At 70.0% G+C, this 16,875-nt stretch carries 15 protein-coding genes; 6 read left to right on the top strand and 9 right to left on the bottom strand.

Annotated features, from left to right (window positions below; all coding sequences use genetic code 11):
• Positions 1–129: 129 nt before the first annotated feature.
• From ABD331_RS43355 to ABD331_RS43345, 3 genes are all read right to left on the bottom strand, one after another.
• Positions 130–1,338, bottom strand: a complete 1,209-nt coding sequence (locus tag ABD331_RS43355) for a C40 family peptidase (RefSeq protein ID WP_344488600.1) — start codon at positions 1,336–1,338, stop codon at positions 130–132.
• Positions 1,335–2,288: a replication-relaxation family protein gene (locus ABD331_RS43350; protein ID WP_344488597.1), complete on the bottom strand. Its 954-nt coding sequence runs from the start codon at positions 2,286–2,288 to the stop codon at positions 1,335–1,337. The genes ABD331_RS43355 and ABD331_RS43350 overlap by 4 nt, the downstream gene beginning before the upstream one ends.
• Before the next feature lie 81 nt (positions 2,289–2,369).
• Positions 2,370–4,946: a type IV secretory system conjugative DNA transfer family protein gene (locus ABD331_RS43345; RefSeq protein WP_344488594.1), complete on the bottom strand. Its 2,577-nt coding sequence runs from the start codon at positions 4,944–4,946 to the stop codon at positions 2,370–2,372.
• 243 nt (positions 4,947–5,189) lie between these two features.
• Here ABD331_RS43345 and ABD331_RS43340 point away from each other — a divergent pair, with 243 nt between their 5' ends.
• The gene (locus ABD331_RS43340) at positions 5,190–6,401 is read left to right on the top strand and encodes an IS110 family RNA-guided transposase (RefSeq protein WP_344489005.1); all 1,212 of its coding nucleotides are present in this window, start codon (positions 5,190–5,192) and stop codon (positions 6,399–6,401) included.
• A 5-nt stretch (positions 6,402–6,406) separates the two neighbouring features.
• Here ABD331_RS43340 and ABD331_RS43335 read toward each other — a convergent pair whose 3' ends face one another.
• The 5 genes from ABD331_RS43335 to ABD331_RS43315 form a co-directional block, all read right to left on the bottom strand.
• Positions 6,407–8,269 carry a VirB4 family type IV secretion system protein gene (locus ABD331_RS43335; RefSeq protein WP_344488591.1) on the bottom strand — a complete coding sequence of 621 codons (1,863 nt, stop codon included), beginning with the start codon at positions 8,267–8,269 and terminating at the stop codon, positions 6,407–6,409.
• Positions 8,266–9,222, bottom strand: coding sequence for a PrgI family protein (locus ABD331_RS43330; RefSeq protein ID WP_344488588.1), 957 nt, complete (start codon positions 9,220–9,222; stop codon positions 8,266–8,268). The genes ABD331_RS43335 and ABD331_RS43330 overlap by 4 nt, the downstream gene beginning before the upstream one ends.
• Positions 9,219–10,589, bottom strand: a complete 1,371-nt coding sequence (locus ABD331_RS43325) for a TrbL/VirB6 family protein (protein WP_344488585.1) — start codon at positions 10,587–10,589, stop codon at positions 9,219–9,221. Before ABD331_RS43325 ends, ABD331_RS43330 begins: the two co-directional genes overlap by 4 nt.
• A 383-nt stretch (positions 10,590–10,972) precedes the next feature.
• Positions 10,973–11,386, bottom strand: coding sequence for a pilin (locus tag ABD331_RS43320; RefSeq protein WP_344488582.1), 414 nt, complete (start codon positions 11,384–11,386; stop codon positions 10,973–10,975).
• A gap of 302 nt (positions 11,387–11,688) precedes the next feature.
• A complete protein-coding gene (locus ABD331_RS43315; RefSeq protein ID WP_344488579.1) occupies positions 11,689–12,501 on the bottom strand; it encodes a hypothetical protein in 813 nt (270 codons plus the stop codon).
• On the opposite strand from ABD331_RS43315, the gene ABD331_RS43310 reads away from it, so the two are divergent.
• Positions 12,494–12,619, top strand: coding sequence for a hypothetical protein (locus ABD331_RS43310; protein WP_344488577.1), 126 nt, complete (start codon positions 12,494–12,496; stop codon positions 12,617–12,619). The two genes, ABD331_RS43315 and ABD331_RS43310, sit on opposite strands and share 8 nt — an antisense overlap.
• Before the next feature lie 357 nt (positions 12,620–12,976).
• On the opposite strand, the gene ABD331_RS43305 is transcribed toward ABD331_RS43310, so the two are convergent.
• On the bottom strand, positions 12,977–13,390 hold the full coding sequence (locus ABD331_RS43305; RefSeq protein WP_344488576.1) for a hypothetical protein: 414 nt from the start codon (positions 13,388–13,390) through the stop codon (positions 12,977–12,979).
• 724 nt (positions 13,391–14,114) lie between these two features.
• Here ABD331_RS43305 and ABD331_RS43300 point away from each other — a divergent pair.
• The 4 genes from ABD331_RS43300 to ABD331_RS43285 all read left to right on the top strand — a co-directional run bounded on the left by ABD331_RS43300 (position 14,115) and on the right by ABD331_RS43285 (position 16,764).
• On the top strand, positions 14,115–14,798 hold the full coding sequence (locus tag ABD331_RS43300; protein ID WP_344488574.1) for a hypothetical protein: 684 nt from the start codon (positions 14,115–14,117) through the stop codon (positions 14,796–14,798).
• Entirely contained in the window at positions 14,798–15,739 is a 942-nt protein-coding gene (locus ABD331_RS43295) for a TRM11 family SAM-dependent methyltransferase (RefSeq protein ID WP_344488572.1), read from the top strand. Before ABD331_RS43300 ends, ABD331_RS43295 begins: the two co-directional genes overlap by 1 nt.
• Positions 15,736–16,062 carry a helix-turn-helix domain-containing protein gene (locus ABD331_RS43290; RefSeq protein WP_344488570.1) on the top strand — a complete coding sequence of 109 codons (327 nt, stop codon included), beginning with the start codon at positions 15,736–15,738 and terminating at the stop codon, positions 16,060–16,062. The genes ABD331_RS43295 and ABD331_RS43290 overlap by 4 nt, the downstream gene beginning before the upstream one ends.
• Positions 16,063–16,470: 408 nt before the next feature.
• Positions 16,471–16,764 (top strand): hypothetical protein, encoded by a 294-nt coding sequence (locus ABD331_RS43285; protein ID WP_344488567.1) that lies wholly within the window; start codon positions 16,471–16,473, stop codon positions 16,762–16,764.
• The last annotated feature ends 111 nt before the right edge of the window (positions 16,765–16,875 follow it).

Here is a 16,875-nt window from a genome sequence, read left to right as displayed (position 1 = left end):
CGCCCTCCCCGGCCGTCGACGCCGTGCCCGTGGGGCCCCTGATCGCCCCGGCACCGCCGCCCCGGGCTCCGACCCCACGGCGGATGGGGATGCCCGGGTGAGGGCGGTGTGGGCGGCCTGACCGCCGGGTCAGGCGGGGTTGGCCACGGTGATCGGAGCGGCGGCTAGGTTGAGCCGGATGGTCGCGGGCAGGGTCCTCACCAGATGAAGGCCGACGGACGGGCTCGTCGTGAGCCGGGCACGCACAACGGCCAGACGCGCGGCCGCGCCGCTGACCGGTGGTACCCGATCATCACCGACACCGTCACGGACATCGCGGCCCCGAGCATCTCCGCCATCGGCCCTCGAGTTCCCGCGGGAACCACCTTCAGAACTCGCGAACCTGAGCAGAGGGCGGGTGAAGCTGATCAGATCCCCGCGCTGGTAGCTGTCGATTCTGACGACGATGCGCCGGTTGGGTGCGTGGATCATCTGGCCGCCGCCGATGACGAGGCCGACATGTCCGGGCCCGTCAGCTTGCTGGTGGAAGAAGGCGAGGTCGCCGGGTTGTTCCTGGCCTGCGGGGATGGGTGGGCCGTGGCGCCATTGGTCGGCGGCGACGCGGGGGATGGTGATGCCTGCGGCTTGGTAGGCGCGCATGGTGAGACCGGAGCAGTCGAAGGCGGTCGGTCCTTCGGCGCCCCACAGGTACGGTTTGCCGAGCTGGGCGTGGGCGTAGGCGAGGACAGCGGTGACCTGCTCGCCCGGGATGAGCGGGACGCAGGCCCCGGCGAGCGCGTCGACCAGGCGTTGGGCGAGTGGCTCCCAGCGCGCGTAGGCGTCGGGGCGACCGGAGCGCTGCACCGCCTGCGCGGCCCGGGTGAGCGAAAGCCGCTCCCACCGCCGCACCGTGACCAGGCGCTCATAGAAGGCGCCGGTGGCATGGCGAGGATCGAGGACCTGCTCGGGCGTACCCCAGCCTTGCGAGGGGCGCTGCTGGAACAGGCCCAGGCTGTCGAGATGCCCGTAACGGACATTCCGGAGCTGGGATTCCTGCAGGGCGGTGGCGACCGCGATCACTGCTGCCCGGGCGGGCAGGCCGCGCTCCATCGCGAGTTGAACGATGAGCGCGGCGTGTGTCTGCTGCTCGCTGTCCAACGTCAAGGCGGCGGAGGCGGCGCCGGTGGAGGCCGGGGCCGCGACCGGCTCGCTCTCCGTGCTGCTCGTGGCGCTGGGCGCGATCGCGCAGCCGCCGCTGCCGGGTGTTCCGGAGCCGGTGAGGATACTAGTGGCGGCCGCGACGAACGCCGGGATGAGGATGAGCAAGAGGAGAGCGGCGCCGGCCGCAGCGATCTTCACCTGCTCTCGTCTTCGTTCGGGAACAGGCTGTCGAGGTAGTCGTCGTATGAGCCGGCGGCGGTGGCAGTGGTGGCGGGAACTTGTGGGCTGCGGCCGAGGGCGAGGCGGGGCCAGGCGGTGAGGAGTTCGGCCAACCGCATGCGCGCCTGGCCTGACCGGTGGGGGAGGGGGAGCCAGCAGGGTCCGGCGGGGCCGTCGTCGAGGCTGGTCTGGACGGCGGTGGCGATGGGCAGGTCGGCGGTGGTGATCATGTCGCGGAGGTGGGTTTCGCGGGTCCGGCTGGGCAGCCAGAACAGCACCGGGGTGGTGATCTGAGTAGTCTCGGCGAGGTCGGTATAGGTGGCGAGTTTGCCGGTGACCTTGGCCAGGGTCATGCTGCCGGTGTCGTGTTCGAGGAAGAAGTCGATCTGGCGGCCGTTCTCGGACCAGCAGCCGAAGGCGTCGGGCCGGGCCAGATCACCCCAGATTTTGGCGCACTGGCGTTCCGAGAGCCACGCGCGCAGCAGGGCGCCGGGGGTGTGGCGGGCCAGGTGGTGCAGGTGGACGAAGAAGTCGTTGACGCCGATCTGGTGGCCGCTCTTGTTGGAGACGGAGATCGACATGGCCAGGTCGGGGTGGTAGCCGAGCTCTTTGACGGTGCTGTGGCCGCGTAGGGCGAGGAGTTCGGCTCCGGCGCGGCCGAGGACCCAGTGGTTGGGTTCGGAGCCGCCGTAGGGGGTCCAGGGCCGGTAGCGGGTGATGGTGTGCAACTGGCGCAGGATGCCCAGGCGGCGGCGGGTGGGCTGCGGCTTGGTGAAGAACATCCGCTGCAGCTGATGGGTGGTCAGCACGCGGTGGTGCAGGAGGTGTTCCAGGACCTGGTAGTCGCGGGGAGTGAGCCGGGCGGCGGCGGTGGCCATCGCCTCGGCGTCGAAACGCGGCAGACCGAGCGGGATACGAGTGACGGGCATAACGGAACTCCTCAAGGCGACGGGTGCTGGACGGGTGCGTGGCTGGTGGACCGGTCGAGTGCCGGGCTGCGCTGCCCGGGGTCAGGCGGGCTCTTCGCCGTGGCCGGGCAGCCCGTTGCGCAGGCCGGTACGCAGATCGTGGTCGAGGGTGTGCTGGCCGCGCGGCTTGCGGGCGGGACGCTGGGCCACGTCGTCCGGCTGGGTGAACTGCTCGCGTGATGCCTGCCGGATCTCTTCGGCGCGGCCCTCCACCCGGGCGGGCAGGGGCCGGGTGCGCAGGGTGAACGCGGACGTCTGCTGCCCGTCGACGACCAGGCGGGCGGCGGCCTGGTAAGCGCCGAGGTGAGTGAGGTCATGCGGGCCGAGCAGCGGCGCGGTGTGGTGCTTCAGCTCGTTCGCGTCTTTGGGCGAGGCGTTGAAGTAGATCTTGTTGCGGGCATCCGCGGACAGCGCCTCGCGCAGATCACTCGGGAGCTGGTCGAGGTGCTGGTGAGCCAGCACCAGGGAGAGCCGGTAGCCGCGCGCCTCGGCCAGCACATCGTTGACGTGACCAGGCAAATTCAAGAAATTGTGACACTCATCGATCACCAGGGACGCGTCCGGCCGGTCGGCTTCGGACAGGTGGGAGCGGCGGGTGGTGGCTTGCCAGGTGTGGGCGAGCAGGATGGAGCCGAACAGCCGGGCCGCGTCGTCACCCAGGATGCCTTTCGGCAGCCGGGCCAGGATGAGGCCGCCCCGGTCGAGGAGGCGGCCGATGGGGACGGTGGTGTCCGGGCTGGCCAGCGCCTGTCGCACGAACGGGCGCAGCAGAACCGCGCGGAGCTTGTTCATGACCGGTCCGATGACGGTGGCCTGCCCGGCGGGGGTGAGAGCTTCGTAAGAGTCCCAGAATCCGCTCAGCAGGCCGTCGTCCAGCCGGGCGACGATCTGGGCGCGGAAAGCCGCGTCGGTGAGCAGCCGGGGCACCTCGGCGAGGGTGGCTTTGTGGCCGTGGACCCTGGTCAGGGTGAGGCAGGTGGAGCGGAGCAGGTCATCCACGCGTGGCCCCCAGGCGGTGGAGAAGCAGCGGTGGAAGATGGTGACGACGGAGTCGACGGCGAAGGCGGGGTCGGGCCCGGCGAGGATATTGATCGACGGCGGTGGCGCGGGGTCTTGCGGGTCGAACACGACGGTCCGGCCGATCGCCCGCTTGGGCAGGCGGTTGAGGATGTCGGTGATCAGGTCACCCTTGGGGTCGATGACCAGGGCGCCTCGACCTGCTGCGGCGTCGGTGAGGACGAGGTTGGCGAGCAGGGTGGATTTGCCGACGCCGGTGCCGCCGAGCACGTGGGTGTGGTGCCGCCCGTCCCGTACGGGTAGCGCTACGGGGCGCGGTGCGCCGCTGTCGGCGTCACCCAGGATGCGGGCGGTCCCGCCCCCGGTGGCGCGGGGGACGGCCGGGGACGGCGCTACCGGGCGGGCTCCGGCGCGGGTGATGCCGGGCGCGTCGGTGTCCCAGGGCAGGTGGGCGAGCGCGGCCAGCTCGGCCACCGACAGGAGGTAGCCGGCGTCGAGGCGGCGCGAGCCGATGATCCGGCGGGGGCGCCAGAGGCGGGTGCGGCGCAGGTATTGGTGGCCGCCGGTGTACAGGGCGAAGACACCTGCCAGGGTGTGCGCGTGGCCGCGCAGCCAGCGGCGGACCAGATCGGCGGAGCCTGCGCTGTCGTGGTTGACGGTCGCTTGGGCGCCCGAAGTGATCGGTTCGCGACCGGTGGTGGCGACGGCGTAGCGGATGGCGACGGTGTAGCGCGGCTGACCGGCCTTGGCCAGGATGGTGCGGACCTGTTCGGCGCGTTCGGGGAAGTCGCGGGCCAGGTCGCTGGTGCGGTGGTGCTCGCAGGCGTGCGTGGGCAGGGGGAGGATCTCGTCGAAGACGCGGCCGAGACGGTGGCGGCTGCCGCCTCCACGCAGGTGAGCGGCCGCCCGATAGGCGTGCCGCAGCCGCTTGCCGGTGGTCGGGCGGGCCAGCACTTGCACTACGGCGTGGTCGCCGTCGCGGAGTCCGCCTATGGCTTCCAGCAGGGAGCGGACGGGGTCGTGGTCGTGGCCGGTGGCGAGCGGGAAATGCTCGGGCGCGCCCAGGACAAGCCGCCCGCCCGCGACCTCGGCCTCTGCGGGGAGGGGGGAGGTGGCGGGGCTTGTGGTGGTGGTCGCTCCCGGCCAGGCGGCCTGGACGGCCTTCTCCACGATCCCTGCCGGGATGGCGCCGGGCACCCACAGCCGGATGCGCACTCCCGCGTTACTGCCGCAGTACTCCCACACCAGGTGCGGCTGGCCGGCGAAGGCACGTTTCCAAGCGGGTCGCAGGAGCCCGACGAGCTGCCGCCACAACACCAGCGCACCCTCCGGGTCACTGTGGGGCGGGCTGGAAATCTCGATCAGCCGGGCCTCGGGCGTCATGCGGGCGTGCTGCAGCCAGCCGAGCAGATAGCGCACAGCGGCGGTCACGGCCCACACCACCGTCACAGCCGCACCGAGGCGGGGGCCGTAGGTGAGGGCGAGTTCGGGCAGGCGGGCGGGCAGCTCGGAGAGGAAGTCCAGGGTTTCTTGGACATCACGGTCGTTGATGCCGCACAGCAGGCACGGCCCGTTCGGGCTGGGCGTCGGGTTGGGTGTCATAGCGGGTCCCTAAGATCAAGGTGTCTGGAGTGAGTCGCTCTGGATGCCCAGGACGACGGGGTGTGGCTGATAGCGGGTCGCCGCAGTTGAGGCTTAGAGCGAATGGCCGCCCCGTCGTTCTGGACGCCCTGGCCGCTAATTGAGATCTGATGCGAATCGTCGCTGTTTAGGGACCTGCTGGCGGGGTTGTCCACGGGCTTGACCTGCGAGAACAGGAAGGCGGGCCGGGTGACGGCGACGAGCATGTGGATTGGCATCGATGCTGGCAAGACCAGCCACCATGCTGCGGCGATCGATGCCGCGGGCAAGAAGGTGTGGTCGGTCAAGGTCGGCAACGGCGAGCGGCAGATCGCGCAGTTGATCGAGCGCGCCACGCAGACGGCTTCCGCTACCGGCGCTCAGGTGCGGTGGGCGGTGGACCTGGTCAGCCCGGCCGCCGCGCTGTTGCTGACTGTCTTGCTGTCCAGCGGCCAGCAGGTGGTCTATGTGCCGGGCCGGGTGGTCCACGGCATGGCTGGGGTGTTCCGCGGCGAAGGGAAGACGGATGCCAAGGACGCGCGGATCATCGCCGATGTCGCTCGGATGCGTGGCGACCTGGCCGAGGTGTCGGCCACCGACGAGCTGGTGGTCGAGCTGACCCGGTTGACTTCGTACCGGGCTGATGTGATGGCTGACTGGGTGCGTGGCGTGAACCGGCTGCGTGACCTGCTCACTGGCATCTTCCCTGCGCTGGAGGCCAGTTTCGACTTCTCCACGCGATCGGCGCTGATTCTGGTGTCGGGCTACTGCACGCCCGAGGAGGTCCGGCAGGCCGGTCCCGAGGGCCTGACGGCGTTTCTGCGCGAGCATGGCGCCTGGCGCAAGGGCATCGATGCCATGACCACCGCCGCCCTGTGTGCTGCCGACCAGCAGAGCGTCACGCTGCCAGGCCAGGCCACCAGTGCGATCTTGATCAAGAAGCTGGCCCGCCAGCTGCTGGACCTCGACCGCGAGATCAAGGACACCGACAAGCTCATCACCGACCGGTTCCGCAGCCACCCGCAGGCGCACATCATCGAGAGCTTGCCCGGTATGGGCCCCATGCTCGGCGCCCAGTTCGTCGTGGCCACGGGCGGTGATGTGCGGGCGGCGTTCACTCACGCGGGCCGCCTGGCCTCCTACGCCGGGCTGGCGCCCGTGCCGCGCGACTCGGGCCGCGTCACCGGCAACAACCGCCGGCCCAAGCGGTTCAACCGTCCGCTGCGCCAGGTGTTCTACATGGCCGCGCTGTCCAGTATTCGGGCCGATGGCCTGTCGCGAGCCTTCTACCAGCGCAAGCGGGATGAGAACAAGCTTCATACTCAGGCCCTGCTCGCGCTGGCACGCCGACTGGTCGACGTGTTGTGGGCGCTGCTGCGCGACAACCGGGTCTTCTCCCCAACCCCGCCACAGCAGATCACAGCCGCCGCTGCTTGACATGGTCATTGAGATTCGCTCTCTTCGTTGTCGGTCTGGCTGGTGGTGGTGATCTCGGTGAAGTCGGGCGGGCTGGGTGGTTGCGCGTCGTGCGGTTGGAACGGGTGGGGTTGATCGTGCTGGTCGAGTTCGGCGAGGACCTTCGGGTCGGTCGTGGCCAAGATCGTCTCGGTCGGTGAGGCGACGATGGTCAGGGCGGCTCGGTTGGCGGGGCCGGCGACCAGGAGTGCTTCGCCGCGTTCGGCGGTGAGCAGGAACTGGCGTTCGCCGTCGGTCAGGTCGAAGGCGTCGCCGACCGCGGCGATGGCTTGTGGGGCTTGGCGAAGCAGGATCTGGCTGGCGGCGTTGGCCACGATCGCCTGGCCCAGCTCGGAGCTGAGCAGGTCGGCGGCGTCCTGGGTGATGACGGCGAGTCCGGCCCAGTGCTTGCGGGCTGCTTTGGCCATCCGGAACAGGAAGCGGGCGCCCTCGGGCTGCTTCATCAGCAGCCAGGCCTCGTCCACCACGACCAGGCGTTTCTTGCGATTGCGGGGGTTGGCCACGCGCCGCCAGATCGCGTCCAGCGCGAGCAGGGTGCCGACGGCTTTCATTTCCTCGGGCAGGTCCCGCAGGGAGAACACGGTCAGGTGCCCGGCTGGGTGGGTGGTGGTGGGGCCGTCGAACAGCTCGCGGTAGGAGCCGGTCACGTACGGGGCGAGCTGCGCGGCCAGCTCGGTCCCCGCCTGCCCGGCACCCTTCTTTCCGGTAAGTGTGGTGACTAGATCGGTGAGGAGCGGTGCGGGCCTGGTCCAGGTGGCCGGGTCGCGGGTGATCCCGGCTGCCGCGTACGTGGCGATGATCGCGGAATCCAGCGTTGCTCGCGCCTGCGCGGAGAGCGGCGTGCCGCCGAGCATGGTGGCGATCAGAGTTTGCAGGAACATCGCCCGCCGGGACAGCACGTCATCGCGCGGGCTGTGGCTGGCGGGCAGGTCGAAGGGGTTCCACCGCACCTCGGAGGCGCCAAGCCGCAGGCAGGTGCCGCCGACCGCGCGGGCCAGGCGGGCGTATTCGTCTTCGGGGTCGACGACGGCGACCTCGACGCCCTGATACAGCAGGCGCAGGGCCTCTAGCTTGGTGAAGAAGCTCTTGCCCGCGCCGGAACGCGCCAGGACGACGGAGTTGTGGTTGTCCTGGGCGTAGCGGTCCCACACCACGACGCCGGAGCTGGTGGCGTTCAACCCGTACAGCACGCCGGTCTCGCCGGCGGTGGTGGGGAGGTCGGGGGAGGTGAAGGGGAAGGCCGCTGCCAGCGCGGTGGTGTCGAACGTGCGCGTCGCGCCGAGATTGTCGACGCCGAGCGGCAGGCTGGTTGTCCAGCCTTGCAGGGCGCGGAAGGTGGTTGGTTGGGCATTCAGCAGCAGGGACGAGGCCAGCGCTCGGACCCGTTCCACCTCGGCGGCCAGCTCCGGCTCCGTTGCGGCGTTGATGGTCAGGTAGAGGCCGACCTTGAACAGGCGGCCGTGGCCCCGGGCGAGGCTGTCGGCCAGCTCAGTGGCGTCGTCGGCGGCGGCTTCGGCGGCGAAGTCGGCGAGGCGGCCGTGCTGGGCGTCGGCGCGGCTGGCCGATTCCAGGCGGGCCAGTTGACGGCGCAGCCGCATCGCGGCGACCTGCTGGGGGATGGGTTCGATGTGCAGGGAGACGTCGAGGTGGCCGGGATAGGTGAGCAAGGGTTCGAGCCAGCCCGCGCCGACCTCGCGTGGGTAGCCGGTCACCGCGAACGACGCGCACACGGCGTCGGGCAGGGTCAGGGTCCGGGCGCCGACGCGTACCGACGCGGGGTGGGTGAGCGTGCTGGGCTGGTGGTCGCGGTGGCGGCGGCGTAGCTTCACGGCATACTCCTGGTGGTTGAGGTGATCAGTTCGTCCGGCAGGGCCTGGCCGTATGGGCGGCGGCCGCCGGGGTCGAGGCACTCAGCCAGCGCCTGGCTGGCTTGGCCGGCGTCGAGCACGCGGGTGGCGATCCCGAGCGCGGCCAAGCTGCGCTCGGCCTCGGCGGCGCGTCGCAGGACGACGGCAGCGCAGGCGTCCCGGCGTACTGTGCGGCGTCCGCGGCTGGTGGCGGGGTGGTCGCGGAGTACGACAAGTACTTGCCGGGTCAGCAGCTCGCGTGAGCTGTTCAGCTCGGCCAGATAGCCGGCGTGCCCGCGAGCGGCGTCGGCCAGCGCGGCGTGCGGCAGCATGTCCGCCTGCTGCTCGACGGTTTCGATCAGCTCGGATAGGTCGGCGGGCCGGGCGCGGGCGAGGATCTGCACGGGCGCTTCGAGCGAGTTCAGCCACCGGCCGAACGCCCCGACCAGCGCGGCTTGTTCGCCGGTGGTGCGTAGATGGAAGGACAGGGTGCTGGTCTCGACCAGGACGGCGACGCCGCCGTCGGCGAGTTCGAGGGCGCCGTCGGTGCGGATCGCCCGGACCGGCAGTCGCAGCGGCGCGGGCAGCTTGCCTCGCAGCCGGCACCACCGGGGCGGTCCGGTAACCCCTTCGGGTGCGGATACCAGGTGCTTGCGGGCGCGAGTGTGGAGCAGGGCGGCCAGGGCGAAGCGGTCCAGGCTGAGCCCGTCGCGCCGGCTGAGCGCAATGGTCAGGCCGAGCGCCACGAGCGGCAGCACGATCGCGGCCAGGATGACGATGGGCAGCAGGTGATGGAACAGGTAGTAGACGGCAGCGGCGATGCCGCCGGTCAAGGTGACGATGAGGATCTGGCGAAAGGTCAGCCCGTAGGCGATCTTGTCCGGGGTGTTGATGTCGGCGGGAATGCGTGCCGTAAACGGCTCCGGCTCGTTCATTGCCTGCCTCCTCGGCGCGCGCGGCTCGGCGGCGGGTCAAGGTGGAGCTGGAGTTGCCGGGGCCGGGGCGTCCGGGTGGGCATGCCGGGCAGCATCGGCTGTGTCCAGGGCGGTCGCGCGCGGATCCACGGGCCGGACGGCGGTGCCGGTGCGGGTGAGGCGGGTGGGCGGGGCACGCGGGTGACCGGGAACGGCAGCGCGAGTTGGCGTCCCCGCGCGGCACCCGGGCCGGTCTTGGTGAGCGGCAGGTTGAGCGGCAGTTGAAGCTGCTGAGGGCCGCGCTGGCCAGATGCGTTGGGTGTGTTCACCGGTGCTGTTCCTGTCGTTGAGGCGGGCTGCCCGGTCGGCTGTGCTCCGGGTGGTCGGCCGGGCGGCCGGGGAGGGCGGCGGCGTCCTTGCTGGCCTGCGGGGCCGGGCGGCCGATGCCGCCTGGCTGAGGTGCGGGTGCCGGCGCGGGCGGCTCGGCCGCTCTTGGTCAGCGCGGTTCTGGCCAGGCCGAGGGTCTTGTAGACGATCAGTGCCTTGACCAGGCGGGTGAGCAGCTGAGGCTGGGCGGGCTGCCAGACGGAGCGGGCCACCCAGCCGGGAATCTTGATCAGGATGAACAGCAGGCCGATCAGGACCAGGGTGTCGATGGCGCGCATCACGATCGGTTTCACCGCGGCTAGGACCGGCTGGTCGGGGCCGGTGGTGAAGGCGTCGGTGGCGTCGGTGAAGTACACCTTGAACGCCAGAATCAAAACGAGCGCCTGGAGTACCTGCATGATGAGCAGGCCGGTGAAGGCGCGCCACCATAGCCGGGCGATGTGCTCGGTCTGCGGCAGCGCGTGACACAGCAGCGCCAGCGGCGCGGCGATCATCAGGAACAGCAGCAGCGCGATCCGTACGACCGCGAGGAAGGCCAGGATCAGGCCCATCACCACGGCGATGGCGATCATCCAGATGAAGAACATCTGCGGGGCCGCCAGTTGGCCGACCGGGTTGGCGAGCTTGTTGGCGATCAGGTCGCCGGCCCGCCGCCCGTCGACGCCGTCTTCGAGCAGCGCGGCGACCAGGCCGTTGGCCATCTCGATGGCGTGCTGGCAGACGGTGAGCGAGAAGTTGACCGCGATCGCGGCGATGACCGCCCGGGGTGCGATCTCGGCGGCGGTGGTGGAGCTCTGCACGCTGCCGTGGGCCATCACGATCACGCCGCCGGCCAGCACGAACAGGCCGAGTAGCGCGTTGGCCACCATCCGCACGTGCGCGGACAGCTCCCGCACCCGGGCGATCATGTCCGGCGGTGGTGCGGACAGCAGCAGCGTGCCGACGGTCTGGAAGGCGGGCTGGATCGCCTCGGTGACGATCGTGTTGAACCAGCCGTTCAACGCTTGGTTGATCTTGCAGCCGAAGTCCAGCCAGCCGCACTCCTCCGCCCCACCCTCCGGCTTCGGTGCCGGCTCTGGCGGCGGCTCCGTCTCCGAGGCTGGCGCGGTGGGCCTCGTGCTCGGAAGCGGGTGCGGCGGAGGTGTGAGCATCGGCCCCGTCGGTGCTGTTGGGGTCGCTGCCGGAGCAGGTGCGGCGGGCGGCTCGGGCCGCTGATTCGCCGTTGGCGAAGGCCCTGGCAGCGGCGGGTCGGGTTCGGCAGCAGCCGAGGTGCCCGTCACCGCGAGCACAAGAGCGACGACGGCGAGGATCTGTGCCAGGCCGCAGATCACGGCCGGGAGCGTGCTCGCCGCGGGTGGGCGAGGTGGCGGGTGGCGGGTCACGGTCAGGCCCCGACGATGCCCTTGAGCACGGTGACCAGCAGTGGCGCGAGCACCGCGATGCCGTAGCCGAGGGCGGCGTAGCGCAGGGTCTTCTTGGCCGACTCGACCTCGCCCGGGTCGCCGCCGGCCAGGATGTAGCGCACCCCGCCGACGGTCAGGAACAAGGTGGCCAGGGCGACCAGCAGGCCGACGATGACGTTGCGCAGGTTGTCGATCACCGCGTTCAGCGAGGCTGGCGCGGCCAGAACTTGGTCCGTGCCAGACACGGAGGCCGGGCTGGAGCTGGAGGCGTGGGCGATGGCGTATTCGAGCAAGGTGCCCAGAACGATGCCGCCGAGGATGGCCGAGGCGATGAGCACGATCTTGAGGCTGCGGGCTTGGGACGATGCGGGGATGCGGCGCGGACGGGATGTCATGTGCTGCCTTCCAGAAAGTGGCGAATGCGGGTCAGGTGACGGCCGGTGGTGAGAGGCGGCGCGGAGGTGCCTGGCCGGCGCGGGGCCGGGTGGGCGTCCTCCTTCAGTGCGTGAGGCTTGGTGGGCTGGGCCGGGTGACAGGGACCGGTGACCAGGTACGGGTCCCGCTGGCGGGCCGGAGCCCTCCGCGCTGCCTCCTCACCTGCTAAAAGACCTGGGTGAAAGGCCGAGTTAGGACATGAGGGCCAGCGGATTTGGCGAACCCTTTGCTGGCTGCTCCCGGCTGGCGCCGGTGGCGAGCGCTACAGGTCGCCGCGCTGGAGTGCCTGGTACACAGCGGTTTCGGCGCGCTGGCGGCGCTTGATCGCGGTGCAGTAGAGCAGGCCATCGCGACGGCAGTAGGCGCTCAGCGGCATGCCCTCCAGCCGGGTGCAGACGATCAGCTGCACCTCCGCCGCAGAGATGATCCCCTGCGCGACGGCTTGATCGAGAAGCTGATCGGGGTGACCGGCCGGATAGGCCAGGCTCTGCTGGCCGCCGTCGGCTCGATCGGTGAGGTCGGGGTCGGCCAGCAGGCTCGGTTGGCTGGTGGCGTGAGCCCGGAAGACGGCGAGGCGGGTCAGGCGCGAGAGCCGGAGCAGTGGGTGTGACCAGGCCAGATTCACCTCGTAGAGGGCTTCCAGGTAGGCCGTGAGGACCTCGGCTTCCAGGTCCTCGCGGTCGATCCGCTCGGCCGGGATCGCGCCGGCGAGCGTGGAGATGAGGCGGCGCAGCATCGGGATCGCCAGGGTGACGGCGGCGACCATCCACGCTCCTCGGCGGTTGCGTGCCTCATCAATCAGATGCCGCCACACGTGGTCGCGGGTGGCGCGTGAGCAGGACGGGTGCAGCAGCATCTCGCGCAGTTCGCTGAGCGGGATCGGCCGCGCCGGAAGCCCGTGCCCGAGCCGCGCGCCGTCCACCGACAGCGGTTCGGGGCCGCGCATGAGCAGGTCGAAAGCGCGCTCGGCCACATCAAGCGGCAGCGACCCTCCCGATCCCGGGCAGCTGCCGAGCCGCTTGGCGGTGGGCACGTTGTCCGCGTCGGGGTCCGCGTCGAGGTTCGCGTTGGACAACGTCCCGGCGGAAGTCAGGCGGGTCGCGGACGTGCTGTCCGGGGCGGTGCCGTCGGCGGATGAGCTGGTGGTGATCGGGTTCGTGGTGGCGGCCGCGGAGAGCTGGACCGAAGAGTGAGACATGGCGACGCTCCGAAAGGCGTGGTCGGTTCGGACATCGCCATGTCGCCAGAGAGCCCGGCCAGGAACCGGACACAAAATGATCAGACCTCGGACATGGCAAAGATCACACCATTCGGAGACAACGCTCCGAAACCATGAATGACCTGCGGAAACGTCGAGAAGTACGGGATGTGTCCGGTAGGAGATGCGGCGGCGCGACCAGTGGCGTTCGTCGCAAAAACTGGCCTGACCTGCAGTAACGAGGCACAGCCGAAAATCTCGGGTCAAGCTTGCGTCACAGCGGTGGGCGCAGCCTGCCCCCATGGTGATTCTGAGCCGCTTCTGCAAGGCTGCGGCCCGCAGGCGCGGTCGTTCAGAGGTCCTCGCCAGTGCCACGCGGACCGCTGGGCAGTGTGCCTGATGCGCTGGTGCGGCGCATGCGGGCCTCGGCCCGGCCGCTGGCGATCACAACGGAGACCGCTTCGGCAGAACGGCGGCCCGCCAGCTCGCGGACCTCCGGAGGCGGGTCGCGGTCATCGATGATGAAGAGCGTCCCGTCGTCGGTGGCGTGCGTTCGGACCCGCCAGCCGAGGCGGCGCCCCGCCGCACGTGCGGCCCGACGAACGTCGGCAGGCTCGCCCAGCTCCGCGATCGTTTCCTGGGAGAGGATGAGCTGGCCGTAGAAGCCGCGGTACTCCGGCTTGAGGCTGGCGGACATCATGGCGCTGACCTGGTCGACGAGCTTGGCGAAGCGGCGTTCGGCCAGTTCATCCTTCTGACTCGGCATGCAGATCGCCTCCGCTCACACTCCCGGTGTGTTCTTACAGGGTAGGTCGCACCGGTCAACGGGGGTGGCCGCCCGTGCGGAAGTCGGTGACGGATCTTGTCCGGGACGTGTACGAAAACGCTGTGACCTGCAAAAACGCCCTTCGTGGAGGACGAGGGAGCGCAGGCTGGAGGGCATCATTCGCGTGCCGTTCGGAGCAGATGATGATCGACGGCGATGGCGCCGAAGGCGTCGAGCCAGCTGGGCTCGACCTCACCGGTCTCGTGAGCGGCCTGCCCACAGGCTGTGGACGAGAAGCCGGGAGCCGCCAAGCGTCACAGCCCGGTGGCGGCCGAGGGTCTTGCCGAAGCTTTGCTAGACGGCTTGTCCCAACTCGGGTCGTGCGGCAGGTATTTGGATCAGTGACAGGGACCGGCGGCCCGGCACTTTGGGCCACACCCACATGACCGAACCCACGACGCCTACCTCAACCGCTTCCGCACCCACATCCACCAGCCCCTGCGCCTCATCCACCGTCGCCGAGCCGGAAACCCGCTTCCGCGGCTCTTCCTTCCCGCCCGATCGCCAGGCCCAGGACAGGAATCGGGGACATCTGCCGCTGTCGGTCTGGCCGGCAGCGGCCGACACTGAGTCACCCGCTACCTGTCCGGCGGGGTGCTGCCAACCGGTCAGCGGCCCGCTGGCCCGCCACCTGGTCGCGGCGTGCACGCGGCTGGGCGAGACCGTGGTCCACCTCGGCGCCAGCGATCACCAGCTCGTCTCGGCCGCGCTGACGGTGGGCTGCCTGCCGGTCGCCGTCTTCACCGACGCCGCCCGGGCGGGCGTGTCCTGGACCTGCCTGGCCCGCACCCACGCCAACGACGACCTGGAGGTCACCGAACTGCGCATCACCGATCCTGACGAGGACTCCTCGCTGCTGGCCGATCTCGTAGGCAGTGCGGGGCTGGTCGTGGCCGAGCAGAGCTGCCAGCGCGACTTCACCGGACCTCCCGACGCCGAAGCTGAGGTGTTCGACCTTGCCAGTGCGGCAGGGCTGGTCAAGCCGGGCGGGCATCTGGTGGTGGTCACCGGCCTGCACCGGAAAGACGGTATGGCCGATCCGGTACCGGAGACCATCGCCCAAGCTCGCGACGCAGGGCTGGTGTATCTGCAGCACATCATCGCCCTGCGGCATCCCGTGCGCGGGAAGTGGGTCGACACGAACCTCTCTGGCCGAGTCGTGGCCGTGACCGGGGAACGGACGGAGTGCCCCGCGTTGCCGGTCAGTGCGCGCGTGCACAGCGACGTGCTCATCTTCGCTAGGCGCAGGAGGTCCACACCGCCTGGCGACACGGCCTTGCCCTCAGGCGGAGACCTCAGCACACCGACCGGCGCGGAGTCCGTCGAGCGGACTGAGGGCGAGGGTTGATGGCCGAGGTGACGACGTCGGTGTGGGCGACGGGACAGCAGCCGTCGCGGGTACAGCGCAAGGGCCGGTACGTGCGGGAGTCGATGCGGCATCCGGGCAAGATGCTGCCCTCGATCGCTGCCCGAGTGATCGAGACCTACACGGAGCCGGGCGAGCTGGTGGTCGATCCGATGTGCGGGATCGGCACCACCCTCGTCGAGGCAGCCCATCTCGGCAGGCACGCCGCGGGCGTGGAGTACGAGGAGAAGTGGGCGCGCCTGGCGGTCGCCAACCTCGGCCACGCCCGCCAGCAGGGAGCTACCGGCTTCGGGCGCGTGATGGCCGGGGACTCCCGGCACATCGCCCGGCTGCTGCCCGACCTGCTCGGACGGGCAGCGCTGGTGCTCACCTCGCCCCCGTACGGGGCGGCCACGCACGGGCACATCCGCTCCACTCGCGACACCGGCGAACCGGGCGTACGCAAGTGGAACCAGCGCTACTCGGCCGACCGCGAAAATCTTGCCCACCAGCAGCTCCCGCACCTGTTGGAGGGATTCGGGCGCATCCTGGACGGCTGCGCAGAGCTGCTACGGCCGGGCGGAGTCGCGGCGATCACGGTGCGTCCATACCGAGTGCGTGGCGAGCTGGTCGACCTGCCCGGCCACGTTCACCAGCTGGCCGAGAAGGCCGGCCTCGTATTCGCCGACCGGATCGTCTGCCTGCTGTGCGGGCTCGGCGACGGCCGCCTGCTGAACCGGGCGTCGTTCTTCCAGCTGCACGAGGCGCGCAAGGCGTGGGCACGAGGCACGCCGATTCACGCCATAGCTCATGAGGATCTTCTGGTGTTTCGCCGTCTTCCGTCGGCCAGCGCCACCGGACAAGCGGACGTCTGGCCGATGCACGCCCGCCGCCGATCCGGCCAGTACTCGCAGGCACCGCTTATTCCCGGAGATGGTCAATGACCGACCTGGCACGCACATCCGAGGCCGGCCTCGCGACCGCGCCACGACCAATACCGCGCGAAACAGCCGACATGCCTGAACGGCCGCTCGCCCTGGGACTGATGCAAGCCGCTCGGCTGCTCGGTATAGGCCGGACCACGGCCTACCGGCTGGCCAAGACCGGCACCTTCCCATGCACGGTGATCCGGATCGGCGGCCGGTACGTAGTCCCTCAACGCGGGCTGCGCGCCCTGCTGGGGTATGCCGACCAACACCACGGTGGCCCGAACGACCACTACCACGAAGGGGGAGCAGAGGAGGAAAGGACGCCTCCCGCCGGGTGACGTCGGTCCTGCCCGTCCCTGAAGGAGTGGGCCCTATCAAAGCCTCGTGGCCCACTCCTTCATGGCCTTGATCTGCTACCGCCAGATGTCTCTAATCGCCTTGCCCTGCGGGCGCTTGGCGGCATGCTGCAGGAGCCCGTGATCCCAGAGCGTGCGAGCCCGGCGATATCGGCTACGGACAGCTTCCTAAGCTCGCCGAGGCCGTTGTGCCGGAGGATTATGTCCGCGTACCGATCAGCCAATGACGCAGGAGTCCCGTCGGACATATCCTCGCCTAACGCGGAGATGACAATGTCCGTCTCACGTAGACCCAAGCCGCCACATGCCTCATCACGCCGCTTCTCATAGGCCCGCTTGGCGCTCATACTTCCAGGAGGCGTCCCGGCGGCGCTGTTGGAAGGGGTTCCGATGGAGCATGAGGGTCCTGCCGCTCGCCCTTCACGAACCGCGAAAGCCGCAGCTCGCAGCAAAGCCGACGATCCCCCTTCGGCGGGGGATTCGGATGACCTGCGCGCCCGGGTTAGCCATTTGGAGCAACTGCTGGAGGCACGAGGTCTGGATCTGCGCGTGGAGAACGTAGGGAACCTGACCATAAACACAACCGCCAAGGAAGGCACTTTCGCCGAGGCCCAAGAGCGTGAGGAGAACGACCACGCCACCCGTTTCCGGCTGGCGGCGGCGATCAGTGTCAATGGCCTTTGAGCTCTCCCCGCTGGCGGCCAGATAGTTCACACGCTGGTGGCCATGAGGGTGTCCCCAACGGCGGCCAGTTATCTCCCCGCCGTTGATGGATGTGTGGGTCAGGTGAAGGGC

Source organism: Nonomuraea monospora (assembly GCF_039531895.1).
Classification (GTDB): domain Bacteria; phylum Actinomycetota; class Actinomycetes; order Streptosporangiales; family Streptosporangiaceae; genus Nonomuraea; species Nonomuraea monospora.
Note: the sequence above shows the minus strand (reverse complement) of the source record. Positions and strands in the feature narration are given on the sequence as shown.